The sequence below is a fragment of the Enterobacter sp. V87_3 genome, assembly GCF_029967835.1.
Classification (GTDB): Bacteria; Pseudomonadota; Gammaproteobacteria; order Enterobacterales; family Enterobacteriaceae; genus Enterobacter; species Enterobacter cancerogenus.
Map to the genome: position 1 here is coordinate 20,407 of NZ_JASCAM010000015.1, position 14,759 is coordinate 35,165.

The 14,759-nt window shown below is 60.5% G+C and carries 16 protein-coding genes; 7 read left to right on the plus strand and 9 right to left on the minus strand.

Features of this window, described 5'->3' with window-relative positions; genetic code table 11:
* The first annotated feature begins 149 nt into the window (after positions 1 to 149).
* Both ascF and QLG21_RS07290 read left to right on the plus strand, forming a co-directional pair.
* The gene (gene ascF, locus QLG21_RS07285; protein WP_282484157.1) at positions 150 to 1,601 is read left to right on the plus strand and encodes a PTS cellobiose/arbutin/salicin transporter subunit IIBC; all 1,452 of its coding nucleotides are present in this window, start codon (positions 150 to 152) and stop codon (positions 1,599 to 1,601) included.
* A gap of 18 nt (positions 1,602 to 1,619) precedes the next feature.
* Positions 1,620 to 3,044: a 6-phospho-beta-glucosidase gene (locus QLG21_RS07290; RefSeq protein WP_006178182.1), complete on the plus strand. Its 1,425-nt coding sequence runs from the start codon at positions 1,620 to 1,622 to the stop codon at positions 3,042 to 3,044.
* A gap of 88 nt (positions 3,045 to 3,132) precedes the next feature.
* On the opposite strand, the gene hycI is transcribed toward QLG21_RS07290, so the two are convergent.
* The 9 genes from hycI to hycA form a co-directional block, all read right to left on the minus strand.
* Entirely contained in the window at positions 3,133 to 3,588 is a 456-nt protein-coding gene (hycI, locus tag QLG21_RS07295; RefSeq protein WP_282484158.1) for a hydrogenase maturation peptidase HycI, read from the minus strand.
* Entirely contained in the window at positions 3,581 to 3,991 is a 411-nt protein-coding gene (locus QLG21_RS07300) for a formate hydrogenlyase maturation HycH family protein (RefSeq protein ID WP_088208651.1), read from the minus strand. Before QLG21_RS07300 ends, hycI begins: the two co-directional genes overlap by 8 nt.
* Entirely contained in the window at positions 3,988 to 4,755 is a 768-nt protein-coding gene (locus QLG21_RS07305; protein WP_137849836.1) for an NADH-quinone oxidoreductase subunit B family protein, read from the minus strand. Before QLG21_RS07305 ends, QLG21_RS07300 begins: the two co-directional genes overlap by 4 nt.
* Positions 4,755 to 5,297 (minus strand): formate hydrogenlyase complex iron-sulfur subunit, encoded by a 543-nt coding sequence (locus QLG21_RS07310; RefSeq protein WP_058608507.1) that lies wholly within the window; start codon positions 5,295 to 5,297, stop codon positions 4,755 to 4,757. Before QLG21_RS07310 ends, QLG21_RS07305 begins: the two co-directional genes overlap by 1 nt.
* A 9-nt stretch (positions 5,298 to 5,306) precedes the next feature.
* The gene (hycE, locus tag QLG21_RS07315) at positions 5,307 to 7,016 is read right to left on the minus strand and encodes a formate hydrogenlyase subunit HycE (protein WP_058608508.1); all 1,710 of its coding nucleotides are present in this window, start codon (positions 7,014 to 7,016) and stop codon (positions 5,307 to 5,309) included.
* Positions 7,017 to 7,031: 15 nt separating this feature from the next.
* Positions 7,032 to 7,955 carry a respiratory chain complex I subunit 1 family protein gene (locus QLG21_RS07320; RefSeq protein ID WP_137849837.1) on the minus strand — a complete coding sequence of 308 codons (924 nt, stop codon included), beginning with the start codon at positions 7,953 to 7,955 and terminating at the stop codon, positions 7,032 to 7,034.
* A gap of 1 nt (position 7,956) precedes the next feature.
* A complete protein-coding gene (gene hycC / locus QLG21_RS07325; RefSeq protein WP_282484159.1) occupies positions 7,957 to 9,771 on the minus strand; it encodes a formate hydrogenlyase subunit 3 in 1,815 nt (604 codons plus the stop codon).
* Complete coding sequence (locus tag QLG21_RS07330) at positions 9,768 to 10,376, minus strand: 4Fe-4S dicluster domain-containing protein (protein WP_282484160.1); 609 nt, start codon at positions 10,374 to 10,376, stop codon at positions 9,768 to 9,770. Before QLG21_RS07330 ends, hycC begins: the two co-directional genes overlap by 4 nt.
* Positions 10,377 to 10,446: 70 nt before the next feature.
* The gene (gene hycA / locus QLG21_RS07335) at positions 10,447 to 10,911 is read right to left on the minus strand and encodes a formate hydrogenlyase regulator HycA (RefSeq protein ID WP_058608639.1); all 465 of its coding nucleotides are present in this window, start codon (positions 10,909 to 10,911) and stop codon (positions 10,447 to 10,449) included.
* A gap of 210 nt (positions 10,912 to 11,121) precedes the next feature.
* On the opposite strand from hycA, the gene hypA reads away from it, so the two are divergent.
* The 5 genes from hypA to hypE are packed head-to-tail and all read left to right on the plus strand — an operon-like array spanning position 11,122 to position 14,734.
* A complete protein-coding gene (hypA, locus tag QLG21_RS07340) occupies positions 11,122 to 11,472 on the plus strand; it encodes a hydrogenase maturation nickel metallochaperone HypA (protein ID WP_006178194.1) in 351 nt (116 codons plus the stop codon).
* A gap of 3 nt (positions 11,473 to 11,475) precedes the next feature.
* Positions 11,476 to 12,339: a hydrogenase nickel incorporation protein HypB gene (gene hypB / locus QLG21_RS07345; RefSeq protein WP_282484161.1), complete on the plus strand. Its 864-nt coding sequence runs from the start codon at positions 11,476 to 11,478 to the stop codon at positions 12,337 to 12,339.
* Positions 12,330 to 12,602, plus strand: coding sequence for a HypC/HybG/HupF family hydrogenase formation chaperone (locus QLG21_RS07350; protein WP_088208645.1), 273 nt, complete (start codon positions 12,330 to 12,332; stop codon positions 12,600 to 12,602). The genes hypB and QLG21_RS07350 overlap by 10 nt, the downstream gene beginning before the upstream one ends.
* Positions 12,603 to 12,605: 3 nt before the next feature.
* A complete protein-coding gene (gene hypD, locus QLG21_RS07355) occupies positions 12,606 to 13,727 on the plus strand; it encodes a hydrogenase formation protein HypD (protein WP_282484162.1) in 1,122 nt (373 codons plus the stop codon).
* Positions 13,724 to 14,734 carry a hydrogenase expression/formation protein HypE gene (gene hypE / locus QLG21_RS07360; RefSeq protein WP_282484163.1) on the plus strand — a complete coding sequence of 337 codons (1,011 nt, stop codon included), beginning with the start codon at positions 13,724 to 13,726 and terminating at the stop codon, positions 14,732 to 14,734. Before hypD ends, hypE begins: the two co-directional genes overlap by 4 nt.
* Positions 14,735 to 14,759 lie beyond the last annotated feature (25 nt).

The following is a 14,759-nucleotide window of genomic DNA, read 5'->3' on the forward strand; positions in this document are numbered from 1 at the left end:
CAGCATCACGCTTTTTTCCGCGCCGGGTGATCGTCGTCACGAAACGAAAAAATGAACAAAAAGCGATCTTGTTTCATCAGGAAAAACTCATGATGATTATGTGAAACCGGTTTCCTACACGACTCACAACGATAACAGGAACACATCCGATGGCCAAAAACTATGCCGCGCTGGCAAACGACGTGATCAGCGCGCTCGGTGGTAAAGATAACATCGTCGCCGTCACCCACTGCATGACGCGTCTGCGCTTTGTTCTGAAAGACGAAAGTCTTACCGACGCCGCGCGTCTGAAAAGCATCAGCGGCGTGCTCGGCGTGGTGCGCAGCGATAACCAGTGCCAGGTGATTATTGGCAACACCGTTTCTCAGGCCTACCGCGAAGTGGTCAGCCTGTTACCCACCGACCTCCAGCCTGCCGTGCCGGAAGGTCCGCAAAAAATGACCTTGCGGCGGATAGGCGCAGGGATCCTTGATGCGCTGATCGGCACCATGTCGCCACTGATCCCGGCGATCATCGGCGGCTCGATGGTCAAGCTGCTGGCGATGATCCTTGAGATGACCGGCGTGCTGGAGAAAGGCGCGCCAACCCTGACCATCCTGACCGTCATCGGCGACGGGGCGTTCTTCTTCCTGCCGCTGATGGTTGCGGCTTCGGCGGCAGTGAAATTCAAAACCAATATGTCGCTCGCCATCGCTATTGCGGGCGTGCTGGTACACCCGAGCTTTATCGAGCTGATGGCGAAAGCGGCGCAGGGCGAGCATGTAGAATTTGCCTTAATTCCGGTCACGGCGGTGAAATATACCTATACCGTGATCCCGGCGCTGGTCATGACCTGGTGCCTGTCGTATATCGAACGCTGGGTGGATCGCATCACGCCGGCGGTGACAAAAAACTTCCTGAAGCCGATGCTGATCGTGCTGATTGCCGCCCCGCTCGCCATTGTGCTGATTGGACCGCTGGGGATCTGGATCGGCAGCGCCATCTCCGCGCTGGTGTACACCATTCACGGCTATCTGGGCTGGCTGTCGGTCGCCATCATGGGCGCGCTGTGGCCGCTGCTGGTGATGACCGGTATGCACCGCGTGTTCACGCCAACCATCATCCAGACCATTGCCGAAACGGGCAAAGAAGGGATGGTGATGCCGTCAGAAATCGGCGCCAACCTGTCGCTTGGCGGCTCGTCGCTGGCGGTGGCGTGGAAAACTAAAAACCCGGAGCTGCGCCAGACGGCGCTGGCGGCCGCGGCCTCTGCCATCATGGCGGGGATCTCTGAGCCGGCCCTGTACGGCGTAGCGGTGCGGCTGAAGCGTCCGCTGATTGCAAGCCTGATCAGCGGCTTTATCTGCGGCGCGGTGGCCGGTGTGGCAGGCCTTGCCAGCCACTCGATGGCAGCGCCGGGGCTGTTTACCAGCGTCCAGTTCTTCGACCCGGCAAACCCGATGACCATCGTCTGGGTATTCGGCGTGATGGGGCTGGCGGTAGTGCTGTCGTTTGTTCTGACCCTGATATTAGGTTTTGAAGATATCCCGGTTGAAGACGACGCCGATAAGGCACGCGCCCTGCAAGCCGCCCCGGTTCAGGCCAACGCAGCACGAGCATAATTGTATAGCGAGGTAGAAATGTCGGTTTTTCCACAAGGATTTTTATGGGGCGGCGCGCTTGCCGCCAACCAGAGTGAAGGCGCGTACCGCGAGGGCGGCAAAGGGCTGACCACGGTCGATATGATCCCCCACGGTGCGAACCGTCTGGCGGTGAAACTCGGGAAGGAAAAACGTTTTTCATTGCGCGACGACGAGTTTTACCCGAGCCACGAGGCGATTGATTTTTACCACCGCTATAAAGAGGACATCGCCCTGATGGCGGAGATGGGCTTCACGGTGTTCCGCACCTCAATTGCCTGGAGCCGCCTCTATCCGAACGGTGACGAGCCGCTGCCGAACCAGGAGGGCATCGCCTTCTACCGCGCGGTATTCGAGGAGTGCAAAAAGTACAACATCGAGCCGCTGGTGACCCTGTGCCACTTCGACGTGCCGATGCATCTGGTCACCGAATATGGCTCGTGGCGCAACCGCAGAATGGTCGATTTCTTCGCCCGCTACGCGCGGACCTGCTTCGAAGCGTTTAACGGCCTGGTGAAATACTGGCTGACCTTCAACGAAATCAACATCATGCTACACAGCCCGTTCTCCGGCGCGGGGCTGGTGTTCGAGGAGGGTGAGAACGAGGACCAGGTGAAATACCAGGCCGCACATCACGAGCTGGTGGCGAGCGCGCTGGCGACCAAAATCGCCCACGAGGTTAACCCTGAAAACCAGGTCGGCTGTATGCTGGCGGGCGGTAATTTCTACCCTTACTCCTGCAAGCCGGAAGACGTGTGGATGGCGCTGGAGAAAGATCGCGAGAACCTGTTCTTTATCGACGTGCAGGCGCGCGGCCGCTATCCGGCCTACTCTGCCCGGGTGTTCCGCGAGAAAGGGGTGGTGATTGTTAAAGACCCCGGCGATGACGAACTGCTGACAAACACCGTTGATTTTGTCTCGTTCAGCTATTACGCCTCTCGCTGTGCGTCGGCGGACATGAACGCGAACAATACCAATGCGGCGAATATCGTGAAGTCGTTACGTAACCCGCACATTGAGGTGAGCGAGTGGGGTTGGGGGATTGACCCGCTGGGCCTGCGCATCACCATGAACATGATGTATGACCGCTATCAGAAGCCGCTGTTCCTGGTGGAAAACGGCCTCGGCGCGAAGGACGAAATCGACGCCAACGGCGAGATCAACGACGACTACCGCATCAGCTACCTGCGCGAGCACATCCGCGCGATGGGCGACGCGATCGAGGATGGTGTGCCGCTGATGGGTTACACCACCTGGGGCTGTATCGACCTGGTGGCCGCCTCGACGGGCGAGATGAGCAAGCGCTACGGGTTTGTCTACGTGGATCGCGATGATGCCGGTAACGGCACGCTGGAGCGGACGCGCAAGAAATCGTTCGGGTGGTATAAGAAGGTGATTGCGAGCAACGGGGGGGATCTGGCGTAGCCTGTTGCCCTCACCCCAGCCCTCTCCCACAGGGAGAGGGAGATGGGTTTTGTAGGCCGGGTAAGGCGAAGCCGTCACCCGGCACTGCTCAGAGTTGAGCAAAACCCCCATCCCCCACCCACTCCGCAAGGCGGGAGTAAACATCCTCCACCGCCGCTTTCACCGGTGGCGTCATCGGGTAATAAAACCCAACGATGTCCGGCTGAATACCCAAAAACAGCACCTCGCCCACGTCGTCTTTAATCTGATCGACCAGATAGTTCAGCGGCATATTGTGGGTGGTCATCATAAACATCCCGGCGATGTCGTCCGGGTCAATCAGGCGGATCTCGCCGGGGTTAAGCCCCATATCGGTAGCATCGACGATTAACAGCTTTTCAGGGCGCAGTTCGCGAATGGCAACCACGTCGTTTTCCGGGGCGCTGCCGCCGTCAATCACCACCCAGTTGCCCTGCGGGTTTGCGGCACACATCTCTGCCAGCAGCGGGCCGGCACCGTCGTCGCCCATCATGCTGTTGCCCACACACAGTAAAACGTCAGTCACGTAATCTCCTCACCATCAGGTAGATGGCGCTCTCCTGATGAATGTCGTGCAGCATGCTAAGCAGCGTTTTGCTCCATGCCTGCTGCGCCGGGGTTTGCTGGCGCAGCGCGGCGTCAAAGGCGTTGGCGAGCATCGCAATGTGGTTGGCGTCGATGACGATCTCGCCGTACTTCGGCACCCCCTCCATTTTACGCCGCGCCGCGCTGCCCTCCTCCAGCGTGCCTATCCACGCCAGATACTCCGCCCACGGGCAGCTCAGCGCTGCCTCCAGGCAGTCGATGACGCCAAGGTGGTGCCCAATCGCCAGGCTGTAATAGACCACCTGCTGCGCCGCATCCGGCGTGGCGTCGTTCTCATCAATAAACTTACGGCTCAGCTGGCTGAACACCACCGTTTCACTCATCGGATACGCGCCTCATCAACGATCTGGTTCAGGTTCGCCACGATCTCATTAAGACGTGGATCGTTTTCCGCCTCCAGCCAGCGCGCAACCTGATGGTCGCCCTGCCCCAGCAGACGCAGATAGTCATCGGCAATCTGGCGGCCATAGCGATACCCCGCCAGCCTGCGCGCGGTGCGGTCAACCTTCACGCGCAGCGGCTGCACCATATCCGGATGCAAAATGGTCGCAGGCTGGCTATCACGCTCGCCGGGTTCGCGGGCGTGGATTTTCTGCTCCAGCAGGCCGAGCGCCATCGCAAAGCCGTACAGCGTGGCGGCAGGCGTCGGCGGGCAGCCTGGAATATAGACATCCACCGGTACAATTTTATCGGTCCCGCCCCAGACGCAGTACAGGTCGTGGAAGATGCCTCCGCTGTTGCCGCAGGCCCCGTAGGAGATGCAGATTTTGGGATCCGGCGCGGACTGCCAGGCGCGCAGCGCAGGGGATCGCATTGCGCGGGTGACGGCCCCGGTAAACAGCAGGATGTCCGCATGGCGCGGAGACGGCACCACTTTTATCCCGAAGCGTTCAGCGTCAAACAGCGGCGACAGCGTGGCGAAGATCTCAATCTCGCAGCCGTTGCAGCCGCCGCAGTCCACGCGGTAGACGTAGGCCGAACGTTTGATTTTTTTCAGCAGCGACGCCTTCATGCTGGCGATGGATTCGTCCACCGTCATCGGCACCGGAATGCCTTTGTCGTCGCGCGGGCCGAGTAAATTTTCCATCAGCTGGCCTCTCTCATGTGACGGGTTAAATCGATGCGGTCAGACGGCAGCAGGCATTTCTGACGCTTACATTCCGGGCAGGTTTCAAAGCCTTCGCGGTGGTGTTCCGCGCGGACATCGCCATTGTGTTTCAGCAACGCAATGGCGTAGTCGATCTCTTTTTGTACGGCAAACGGACGCTTGCAGACGCGGCAGTTGCACAGCGCAAAGCGCGACTGCTGCAGGAAGTCCTCTTTTTTCCACACCGCCAGTTCGTACTCCTGGGAAAGACGAATGGCCGCCGTCGGGCAGACCTCCTCGCAGCGGCCGCAGAAGATGCAGCGTCCCAGGTTGAACTGCCAGGCCAGCTCGCCGCTTTTCAGGTCGGTTTCCACCGTCAGTGCATTCGACGGGCAGGCATTGACGCAGGCCGCGCAGCCGATGCACTGCTGCGGGTTATGCTCCGGCTTGCCGCGAAAGTTTTTGTCGACCGGCAGCGGCTCCAGCGGATAGCGGCTGGTCTGCGTGCCGGTTTTGATCACTTTTTTGATAAAGGTAAACATGACGAGTCCTTATTTCAGCGGCGAGTTCTTACGCTCGATGCTGTAGCGCTCAAGCTCTTTGTACGGCACCACCTGGCTTTTCTTCTTGCGCACGTCCACCACGGTCATGCGGTCGGTGCAGGAGTAGCACGGATCAAGGCTGCCAATGATCAGCGGCGCGTCGGAGACCGTATTCCCGCGCAGCATGTAGCGCAGGGTTGGCCAGTTGGCGTAGGTCGCCGCACGGCAGCGCCAGCGGTATAGCTTCTGGTTGTCGCCGGTCATGCTCCAGTGGATATCGTCCCCGCGCGGGGCTTCGGCAAAGCCGAGGGCAAAGCGGTTTGGAATATAGGTGAAGCCTTCCACCATCAGCGGGCCGCCCGGCAGGTTATCGAGACCGAAGTCGATCATGTTCAGCGCGGTGAATACCTCGTTGATACGCACTTTGAGACGGGAGATAACGTCGCAGCCCTGCTCGCTGTGCACCTCCATCGGCAGCAGGCCATAACCAACAAACGGGTGGTCGGCGCGGGTGTCGCGGGCGTGGCCGCTGGCGCGCACCATCGGGCCGACGTTGCTGAAGTCACGGGCAATTTGCGGATCAAGACGACCAATGCCAACGGTGCGCTGCTCGATGTTTGGCGTGCTGAGCAGCATATCCACCAGCTCCTGCACGTCGCGACGCATCTGCTGTGCCAGTTGCCGGGTCTGGATCATGTCATCTTTCAGCAGGTCGCGGCGGATCCCACCGATCAGGTTCAGGCCGTAGGTTTTACGCGCCCCGGTGAGAATTTCAGCCATCTTCATCGACGCTTCACGCACGCGGAAGAACTGCATGAACCCGGAGTCGAAACCGACAAAGTGGCAGGCCAGGCCAAGGTTCAGCAGGTGCGAGTGCAGACGCTCCACCTCCAGCAGGATGGCGCGGATCATCTGCGCGCGCTCCGGCACCACGATCCCCATCCCGTTCTCCACCGAGGTGGTGTAGGCGGTGCTGTGGGCGAAGCCGCAGATGCCGCACACGCGGTCGGAGAGGAACGTCACTTCGTTGTAGCCCATGCGGGTTTCCGCCAGTTTTTCCATGCCGCGATGGACGTAGAACAGGCGGTAGTCGGCGTCGATAATGTTCTCGCCGTCAACAAACAGGCGGAAATGGCCGGGTTCGTCAGAGGTCACGTGCAGAGGGCCGATCGGCACCACGTTGTTCTTTTTACTGCCCAGCTCGTTGATAAACTCGTAGGTCTCGCTGTCAGTGGTCGGCGCGGGGCGCTGGCGGTAGTCCATGCTGTCTTTGCGCAGCGGATAGAGTTCGTCCGGCCAGTCGTCCGGCAGCACCAGACGGCGCTCGTCAGGCAGCCCCACCGGCACCAGACCGTACATATCACGCACTTCGCGCTCGCCCCAGACGGCGGCAGGCACGCGCGGCGTGACCGACGGGTACTCCGGCTTGTTCGGATCAACCTCGACGCGCACGGTGAGCCAGCACTTCTCCCCCTGCTCCATCGACATCACGTAGTACACCGCGTAGTTGCCGCACAGCTGGCGCTCGTCGTTACCGAACAGTACCGAGAGCCAGCCGCCCTGCTGGTAATAGAGAAACTCCACCACTTCCGGCAGATAATTCACCTTCACGGTGACGGTAATCTGGTCTTTGGTCTGCCAGGACTCCTCCAGCACCACGCCGGGAAAAGCCTGATGCAACGCGGCGAGATACTGTTGACCTTTCTTTTCTTCAGACATAAATACTCTCTTAAATCACGCCACCAGCAAGGAGACGAAAGCTAAAAATGCAAAACCAAAACCGGCCCACGTGATACGCGACGTCGCCGCAAAGCGCAGGCGCGCCATGCTGTTTTCAAACAGGGCAATCACCAGCACGCCAACCAGCAGTTTGAACGCCGCAATCACCACGGCCAGCACCAGGCCGCCAGCGGTGAAATGCGTCATCTGCCCCCACGGGAAGAAGACGCCAACGAACATCTGCAGCACCACCAGTTGCTTAAGGCTGATGCCCCACTTCAGTACCGCAAAGCCGTAGCCGCTGTATTCGGTGAGCGGCCCCTCCTGCAGCTCCTGCTCCGCTTCCGCGAGGTCAAAAGGCAGTTTGCCCATCTCAATAAAGGTGGCGAACGCGCAGGCGCAGAGCGCCAGGACCAGCGGAATGGTGCGGGCAACCGGCCAGTGATAAACGGTATCGGTGATTAAGCTGAGGTGGGTTGATCCGGCGACCTGCGCGGCGACCCACAGCCCGAGCAGCAGGATCGGCTCCACCAGTACGCCGAGCATGGCTTCACGGCTGGCACCGATACCGGTAAACGGGCTACCGGTGTCGAGACCCGCAATCGCGAAGAAAAAGCGCGCGATGGCAAAGAGGTAGATCAGGGTGATCAGATCGCCCAGCGCCGGCAGCGGCGACCCCACGGTCACCACCGGCAGCGCGGTCGCGATGGTCAGCATCACGCCCACCATCACAAAGGGCGTCAGGCGGAACACCCAGCCTGCGGCGTCCGGGGCCACGCTTTGACGCGCAAGCAGTTTGAACAGATCGCGGTACTCCTGCAGCACGCCAGGCCCGCGACGGTTGTGCATCCGGGCGCGCGCCACGCGGCTTATCCCGGAGAGCAAAGGCGCGACGGCGAATAACACCAGCGCCTGAAGTATTGCCAGAAACAGACTCATGTCAGGCTCCTCGTGAAATCACAATCACTACCAGCACCGCCAGCTCGATAACCGCCAGTCGGCGGAACAGCGCGGGCGCGGCGGCGCTCTGCCAGCCGGGCACTCGTCCTGCAGGGTTTAGCCAGTGGCGCAGCTTCAGCACGGCGGAAAAGTTTTCTTTCACCGGCATGGCAAAACCGTGCGCGGTGATCACCATCGACTGCTCATGCTCATAGCCGCAGGCCCAGGCTGCGCCGCGCGCGCGGGAGCTAAGGCGGTCACGCCTGAAGAACAGCATCAGCACAAACGGCAGCAGCGGAGAGGCAATCAGCAGCAGCGCGATCATCGGTTGAGAAACCCCGGAGTGCGCCGTCGCAAGCGGCAGCGGAACAACGCTTCCCAGCAGCGGGATCAGCCACGGGGCAGCGACCCCGCCCGCAATACAGCACAGCGCGAGGGCAACGACGCTTATCGTCATCAGCACGGGCGCAGCGCGGGCGGTTTCCGCTTCACGCGTGCGCGGCGCACCGAGGAAGGTGACGCCGTAGACTTTCGCCATGCACATCACCGCCAGCGCGCCGGTGATCGCCAGCCCAACGGCCAGCAGCGGCCCCAGCAACCGTGCGATAAACGCCTCGCTCTGACCGAGCGCGAAGAAGGACTGATAAATCACCCACTCTCCGGCAAAACCGTTCAGCGGCGGCAGCGCGGCCATCGCCATCAGCCCCACCAGCATGGCGAGCGAAATGACCGGCATTTTTTTACCGATCCCACCGAGCTTTTCAATATCGCGATGACCGGTGCGGAACCAGACGCTGCCCGCCCCGAGGAACAGGGTGCTTTTAAACAGGCTGTGGTTGATAAGATGGTAGAGCCCGCCGATAAACCCGGCGGCAATCAGCGCCGGTTGGCTGAGCGCCAGCCCGGTGACGCCCGCGCCAAGGCCGAGCAGGATAATGCCGATGTTTTCCAGGGTGTGGTACGCCAGCAGACGCTGTATGTTGTGCTCCATCAGCGCGTAAAGCCCGCCGACGAACGCGGTGATCATCCCGGCTAACAGCAGCACTACGCCCCACCACAGCGGCGGTTGGCCGCTCGTCAGCGTCAGCGTCAGAATGCCGAACAGGCCAACTTTCATCACCACCGTCGAGAACAGCGCGGCGGCGGGCGCAGAGGCGTTGGCATGCGCCTGCGGCACCCAGCCGTGCAGCGGGATAATGCCCGCCAGCAGACCAAAGCCCACCACGCCCAGCAGCCAGACGTCGTTGCCCAGCGTCTGGCCGTCGAGCGCAGCGAAGTCCAGCGTGCCGAAACGCTGCCACACCAGCCAGCAGGCCAGCGCCAGCAGCAGCGTACCGAGGCGGCCCAGCGCGAACCACAGCTTGCCGGAGGCGGTGCAGCCCGTCAGGAACACGCCGCACAGGGCCATGATTTCCGCCATCATCACCAGCGCCCCAAGGTTACTGGCGGTAACCGCACAGACCGCCGTCGCCATCAGCAGATTCACCAGCAGCCCGTTGGCGCTGGCGTTCGGGTGGCGGTGCCAGTCAATATTAAACACGCTGATAAACAGCCCACACAGGCCGAACGTGATAAGCCAGATCGCGTTCAGCGGCGTGACCTGCACCGCGTGATGGACAAACGGCATCACCGTGTAAACGCGCCCGCCGCCGAGCAGCACCACGCCGCCCGCGCCCAGCGTCAGCACGCTGCCAACGGCCCCGCCGATACCGGCAATCCAGCCGCTGAACGCTGTAGAGAAGGAGAAGATCGTCGCCAGTATGGCCGCAGCAGCAAAGACCGCTACGCCGGTGTTCATCATCGTCACGGCGTTCATTGTGCCCCCTCGTTAAATGCCTGCAGCAGAGAAAGATCGCCCACGTCGGTGTTAATGGTCAGCTCGCGTTTACGCCTGCTGGTGCGGGCGATGTCGCGGATGTTGACCAGAATCAGCGCGTTGGTCGGGCAGGTGCGTACGCAGGCCGGGCCTTGCTCATCAAAGCTGCACAGGTCGCACTTCACCGCGACGGCGCGCACGCCGGGCACCCAGTCCAGCAGCGTGCTTACGCGTGCCGGCGCGGGAGGCGCAGGCGGCGCTTTGGGTGAGTTGGCATTCGCCGGGATATGCAGCGGGCGGCTGCCGGAAAACTCAATCGCGCCGAACGGGCAGGCGATGCCGCACAGCTTGCAGCTCACGCACAGGCTTTCGTTCAGCTGCACGGCCCCCTCAACGCGGGTAATGGCGTTGGCCGGGCAGACGCCCGCGCACGGGGCATCTTCACAGTGGTGGCAGAGCTGCGGGGCAGACTCTTTTTCATTACGCATGACGCGCAGGCGCGGCATGGACTGCAGCCCATGCAGACGGTGCGTTTCCGAACACGCCGCTTCACAGGTTCGACAGCCAATACAGACCGTCGAGTCAGCAATTACAAAACGGTTCACCGGGCAATCCTCTGGTGATGGTCATTTTTGACGAAAAGATGTCTTCTCGACACTTCTCGACACTCGGGGATCAGGCAACGTGCGTTGACGTCGTTGCCGCCACCAGCTGTTTCAGGTTGACCGGCAGGTCATGTTCAACCGCTGCGTACAGGCCGTTGTATACCGGCTCGATTTTTTCCAGATAGTGCTCCAGCACCTGCTGGCGATCGCGGTTGCAGACGTGACCATCGATCATGCCGTCGGACATCAGCTGCGCCTGCGCAATCCGTTGTTTTTCACCCGCTTTTGTTTCGACGTAGTACTCAATGGTGTGGCTGTTAAAGGTGTTCGCCAGGGTGACGAAAATCGTGAAATGGCCGAAGAGGACAAAGCGCATATCCCCCTGCGCCGCACAGCTCATGGCGTGGTGAAGACGGGCTTTCGACAGGGTAATGCCCTGAATCAGAGAGTTGCAGTACTGGTGCCATTGCTCCTGCAGCTGCTGATGACGCCGTGCGATGTAATCGGCTTTTTCGCTGATTTCCCAAATAGTCATAAAACGCATCCGGTTAGTGAAGATTTCGGCTATTAAGCAGATTCCATGCCAGTTTTTAATGTATTGATTTACATAGGCTTTAATCTGGACAGCCCTGTCACATCGTCGGTGTCGACGTGTCATTTCGACAGCGTTGACATCGTCACCCCTTAAGGGAAATCAAGCTGGCACTGTTATTGCATTACAGGGTCAATTCATTGAGGAGGCGTCATGCACGAAATCACCCTCTGCCAGCGGGCTCTGGAACTTATCGAACAGCAGGCAGTACACAACCACGCCAAACGCGTGACGGGCGTCTGGCTGAAAGTCGGCGCATTTTCCTGCGTCGAAACCAGTGCCCTCACCTTCTGCTTTGAGCTGGTGTGTCGCGGCACGCTGGCGGAAGGCTGCGAACTTCACATTGAGGAGCAGCAGGCGGAGTGCTGGTGCGAGCAGTGCCAGCAGTACGTCACCCTGCTGTCATCAAAGGTTCAGCGCTGCCCGCTCTGCCAGTGTGCGGGGCTGCGCATCGTGGCGGATGACGGCATGCAGATCCAACGCCTCGAAATTGAGAAGGAGTAACGTATGTGCAGTACCTGCGGTTGCGCTGAAGGCAACCTGTATATTGAAGGGGATGAACACCGTCTCCACTCCGCGTTTCGCTCAGCTCCCTTTTCCCCAGCGCCGCGCCCGGCGGCGGCATTCACCGGGGTCACCTTCACGCCGAAACGGTCCGTTGAGGGCGATTTGCACTACGGACACGGCGCAGCCGGCACCCATGCTCCGGGCATCAGCCAGCGCCAGATGCTGGAGGTGGAGATCAACGTGCTCGACAAAAATAACCAGCTCGCAGCCCGCAACCGCGCCCGCTTTGATGCGCGTAACCAGCTGGTGCTGAATCTGGTCTCCAGCCCCGGCTCCGGCAAAACCACGCTGCTTACCGAAACCCTTAAACGCCTGAATGCGCGCGTCTCCTGTGCGGTAATAGAGGGCGATCAGCAGACGGTGAATGACGCGGCGCGCATTCGTGAAACCGGCACGCCCGCCATTCAGGTTAATACCGGTAAAGGCTGCCACCTTGATGCGCAGATGATTGCCGACGCCGCGCCGCGTCTGCCGCTGGCGGATAACGGCATTCTGTTTATCGAGAACGTCGGAAACCTGGTCTGCCCGGCGAGCTTCGACCTGGGCGAGCGGCATAAGGTGGCCGTGCTCTCCGTCACCGAAGGGGAGGACAAACCGCTGAAATATCCGCATATGTTTGCCGCCGCCTCGCTGATGCTGCTGAACAAAGTGGATTTACTGCCTTACCTCAACTTCGACGTGGAGAAATGCCTGGCCTGTGCCCGGGAAGTGAATCCGGATATTGAGATCCTGCTGGTCTCCGCCACGCGCGGCGAGGGCATGGAACACTGGCTGAACTGGCTGGAGCGTGAACGATGTGCATAGGCGTACCCGGACAAATTCACGCCATTGACGGCAATCAGGCCAAAGTGGACGTGTGCGGTATTCTGCGCGATGTCGACCTGACGCTGGTGGGCAGCACCGATGACACCGGCGCATCACGGCTTGGTCAGTGGGTGCTGGTTCACGTTGGCTTTGCGATGAGCGTGATTAACGAAGCGGAGGCCCGGGATACGCTCGACGCGCTGCAAAACATGTTTGACGTGGAGCCGGATGTGGGCGCACTGCTGTACGGCGAGGAACGGTAATCTATGCGCTACGTTGATGAATACCGTGCCCCTGAACAGGTGATGCAGCTGATTGACCATCTGCAATCCCGCGCATTATTACTTGAGTACACCGCCGAAAAACCGTTACGCATCATGGAAGTCTGCGGTGGACACACCCACGCTATCTTTAAGTTTGGCCTTGACCAGCTGCTGCCGAAAAACATCGAATTCATTCACGGCCCCGGCTGCCCGGTGTGCGTGTTGCCGATGGGGCGTATCGACAGCTGCCTTGAGATTGCCCGCCATCCGGAGGTGATCTTCTGCACCTTCGGCGATGCGATGCGCGTGCCGGGCAAAAATGGCTCGCTGCTGCAGGCCAGAGCGCGCGGCGCGGATATCCGCATCGTTTACTCACCGATGGATGCACTGAAGCTGGCGGCCGACAATCCGACGCGAAAAGTGGTCTTTTTTGGGCTGGGTTTTGAAACCACTATGCCCGCCACGGCCATCACACTCCAGCAGGCGAAAGCCCGCAACATCGGCAATTTTTACGTTTTCTGTCAGCACATCACGCTCATTCCCACCCTTCGCAGCCTGCTTGAAGAGCCGGACAACGGTATTGATGCTTTTCTCGCCCCGGGCCATGTCAGCATGGTGATCGGTACTGAGGCGTATGGTTTTATCGCCGGGGAGTACCATCGCCCATTAGTGGTAGCTGGTTTCGAACCACTTGATCTACTACAAGGCGTGACCATGCTGGTTGAGCAGAAAATAGCGGCTCTGAGCGTCGTCGAAAATCAGTATCGCCGCGTGGTGCCGGACGAGGGGAATGTGCATGCGCAGCTGGCCATTCGCGAGGTGTTCAGGGTGGAAGGCAACAGTGAATGGCGCGGGCTGGGGCTGATTGCTGAATCCGGCGTACACCTGACGCCGCCGTATCGTTCCTTCGATGCCGAGGCGCATTTCCGCCCGCAGCCACAGCAGGTGTGCGACGATCCTGACGCCCGCTGTGGCGAGGTGCTCACCGGCAAATGTAAACCTCATCAGTGCCCGTTATTTGGCAGCACCTGTAACCCGCAAACCGCATTCGGTGCGCTGATGGTCTCTTCCGAAGGGGCCTGCGCCGCGTGGTATCAGTATCGCAATCAGGAGAGTGAAGCATGAAGACCGTGGAAATGGCGCACGGCAGCGGCGGACAGGCGATGCAGCAGCTCATCAATCAGCTGTTTATGGACGCCTTTAACAACCCCTGGCTGGCCGAGCAGGAGGATCAGGCGCGCATTGCGCTCTCCACGCTTACCGCCCAGGGCGACAGGCTGGCGTTCTCCACCGACAGCTATGTCATCGATCCGCTTTTCTTCCCCGGCGGTGATATCGGCAAGCTGGCTGTTTGCGGTACCGCCAATGATGTGGCCGTCAGCGGCGCGGTGCCACGCTACCTCTCCTGCGGGTTTATCCTCGAAGAGGGGCTGCCGATGGAGACGCTCAAAACGGTTGTCGCCAGCATGGCGCAGGCCGCGCGCGAGGCGGGGATCGCTATCGTCACCGGCGATACCAAGGTCGTGCAGCGCGGCGCGGCGGATAAACTGTTCATCAATACGGCAGGAATGGGGGCGATCCCGGCGGATATTCACTGGGGCGCACAGCAGCTTGCCGTGGGCGACGTGCTGTTAGTCACCGGCACGCTGGGCTGCCACGGGGCGACTATCCTTAACCTGCGCGAAGGTCTGGGACTGGACGGTGAGCTTCGCAGCGACTGCGCGGTGCTGACGCCCCTTATCCAGAGGCTGCGCACCCTACCTGGGGTGAAAGCCCTGCGCGACGCCACCCGGGGCGGCGTTAATGCCGTGATGCACGAGTTCGCCGCACGCTGCGGCTGTGGAATTGAACTGAACGAGCGCAGCCTGCCCGTTAAGCCTGCCGTACGCGGGCTTTGCGAGCTGCTGGGGCTCGATCCGCTAAACTTTGCCAATGAAGGCAAACTGGCGATTGGCGTTGAACGCCAGGCTGCCGACGCGGTACTGGCAGAGCTGCGCGCCCATCCGTTAGGGAAAGAGGCCGCCATTATTGGTGAAGTGGTTGAACGCAAAGGGGTGCGTTTGACCGGGCTTTACGGCGTGAAGCGCACGCTGGATCTGCCGCACGCCGAACCGTTACCCCGAATTTGCTAGAACCGCGCCATAAGCGGTCAGCGCT

Bases quoted from the DNA above. Each gene is read 5' to 3' on its own strand.
- ascF (WP_282484157.1), top strand. From the start codon at position 150: ATGGCCAAAAACTATGCCGCGCTGGCAAACGACGTGATCAGCGCGCTC.
- QLG21_RS07290 (WP_006178182.1), top strand. From the start codon at position 1,620: ATGTCGGTTTTTCCACAAGGATTTTTATGGGGCGGCGCGCTTGCCGCC.
- QLG21_RS07300 (WP_088208651.1), bottom strand. From the start codon at position 3,991: ATGAGTGAAACGGTGGTGTTCAGCCAGCTGAGCCGTAAGTTTATTGAT.
- QLG21_RS07305 (WP_137849836.1), bottom strand. From the start codon at position 4,755: ATGGAAAATTTACTCGGCCCGCGCGACGACAAAGGCATTCCGGTGCCG.
- QLG21_RS07310 (WP_058608507.1), bottom strand. From the start codon at position 5,297: ATGTTTACCTTTATCAAAAAAGTGATCAAAACCGGCACGCAGACCAGC.
- hycE (WP_058608508.1), bottom strand. From the start codon at position 7,016: ATGTCTGAAGAAAAGAAAGGTCAACAGTATCTCGCCGCGTTGCATCAG.
- QLG21_RS07320 (WP_137849837.1), bottom strand. From the start codon at position 7,955: ATGAGTCTGTTTCTGGCAATACTTCAGGCGCTGGTGTTATTCGCCGTC.
- hycC (WP_282484159.1), bottom strand. From the start codon at position 9,771: ATGAACGCCGTGACGATGATGAACACCGGCGTAGCGGTCTTTGCTGCT.
- hycA (WP_058608639.1), bottom strand. From the start codon at position 10,911: ATGACTATTTGGGAAATCAGCGAAAAAGCCGATTACATCGCACGGCGT.
- hypA (WP_006178194.1), top strand. From the start codon at position 11,122: ATGCACGAAATCACCCTCTGCCAGCGGGCTCTGGAACTTATCGAACAG.
- hypB (WP_282484161.1), top strand. From the start codon at position 11,476: ATGTGCAGTACCTGCGGTTGCGCTGAAGGCAACCTGTATATTGAAGGG.
- QLG21_RS07350 (WP_088208645.1), top strand. From the start codon at position 12,330: ATGTGCATAGGCGTACCCGGACAAATTCACGCCATTGACGGCAATCAG.
- hypD (WP_282484162.1), top strand. From the start codon at position 12,606: ATGCGCTACGTTGATGAATACCGTGCCCCTGAACAGGTGATGCAGCTG.
- hypE (WP_282484163.1), top strand. From the start codon at position 13,724: ATGAAGACCGTGGAAATGGCGCACGGCAGCGGCGGACAGGCGATGCAG.